Raw genomic sequence first — 1401 nt, 5'->3', positions numbered from 1 at the left:
TACTTGCATAGTGCGCTATCGCAAGAGCGATGGTCATCCACATGGTGGTTGAGTTGTATAACGCGCCGGAAAACTGATGGGCGGTAATGTACTGGACGGTGAGCAGCCCGATCCACAGGTCACCTGCACCGCGACGTAAAATTCTCCATGCCGAATACAATGCGAGAACTGTAATGCCGATGAACGGAATGCTTCCGATCAACCCGGTGGCCATCAGGGATTCGAGTAGAACATTGTGCGGGTAGTATTGAGTTCTCTGCTCCTCAATGGCGTTTCCGAATATCGGGTTTTGAGTGAACTGGTCCCAAGCGCCAGCAAAAGAAATCATTCGGTAAATCGACGACAGATCGTTTCCAGCTTGAATGGCGCTGATCCGATCGAAAATCCCGTCGTTTGCAAACAGGACCTCTGCAATCGTCCTCCATGCAAACGCCGATGCCAAACCCATAGCAAAAACTAACCACCATGTTCGGCGCTTCTGGACGCCGGCCACCAACATCAAGCCAAGTGCGGCCACCAAGGCAACTAACGGCCCACGCGAATTTGCATAGATCGTCAAGAGCGCTCCCAAACCGATGGCAAAGAACGCGAGCAACACCCTGTTTCTGTGCTTGAAGTCACTGACGCCATTGAAAAATAGGCTCACGCCTAAGAGAAAGGTGGTCACGCCAATATGACCCATCGAGATTGGGTTGAGCGAGTCTGTGTTCCATCTGTTATGATCGGCTAATTCGCCGCTTAACGTCGTGATGGTTGTCCCACCAGCCGCGAGCAGAACAGCCGTGGCAAACGGAGCGACACAAGAAAACGACCGGTGTAGGGATTCAGCGAACACTGGCTTGTACGATGTTAACACCGCGAGGCTCGGTATGAAAGTAGCGCCCACGCTCCAGATCCAGTAATGCGAAGCGGGGAAAGTCGTAGGCTCACCAAGAATATGCAAACTGATATACAGGCGAGAAAAGTATGCGGCCCAGAAAGCCAAAAATAAGCATAATGCCAGGCTGTGGTGAATCCGAATATTTCTGAACAACAGAAAAAGTGCTGCAAAGACCGCGAGGGCGCGCAACATGATCGAAAATAGCGTGTTGTTTATGCCGAGAACCGTAGTTACCCCAGCAAGAAGCGGAAAGCCCGCCACACTCCAGATTGCAACGAACATAAGTAGGTGTCTAAAGCTCAGTCTTTTCATCCCAAAGCTCGTTCTATTTTGGAGATGAAATCCTTCTTCCAGCCCATGATTTCTTGATCGAGCGCCAGACCCTCGGTCTGAAGAGCGTTATACCCGACCAATAGGGAAGCGTTGTCATGCGGCTTCGCAGTCCAATCGAGTTCGACGGTTGGAGTCCCGATCTGGCTTGCGAAATGCGCTATGAGGGATTGGGAGCGAACGACCGGAAT

General features: G+C 51.5%; 2 protein-coding genes. Both read right to left on the bottom strand.

Annotated features, from left to right (window positions below; genetic code table 11):
• On the bottom strand, nucleotides 1–1192 hold a 1192-nt coding region (locus A3764_RS20405; protein WP_150122340.1), incomplete at its 3' end, for an O-antigen ligase family protein.
• Nucleotides 1189–1401: hypothetical protein (locus A3764_RS26135; protein WP_236628270.1), on the bottom strand; the 213-nt coding region annotated here is incomplete at its 5' end. The genes A3764_RS20405 and A3764_RS26135, both read right to left, overlap by 4 nt.

This window comes from Sulfitobacter sp. HI0129, assembly GCF_001635395.1.
Lineage (GTDB): Bacteria > Pseudomonadota > Alphaproteobacteria > Rhodobacterales > Rhodobacteraceae > Sulfitobacter.
The sequence above is the reverse complement of the archived record's forward strand: the minus strand, read 5'-3'. Positions and strand labels throughout refer to the sequence as shown.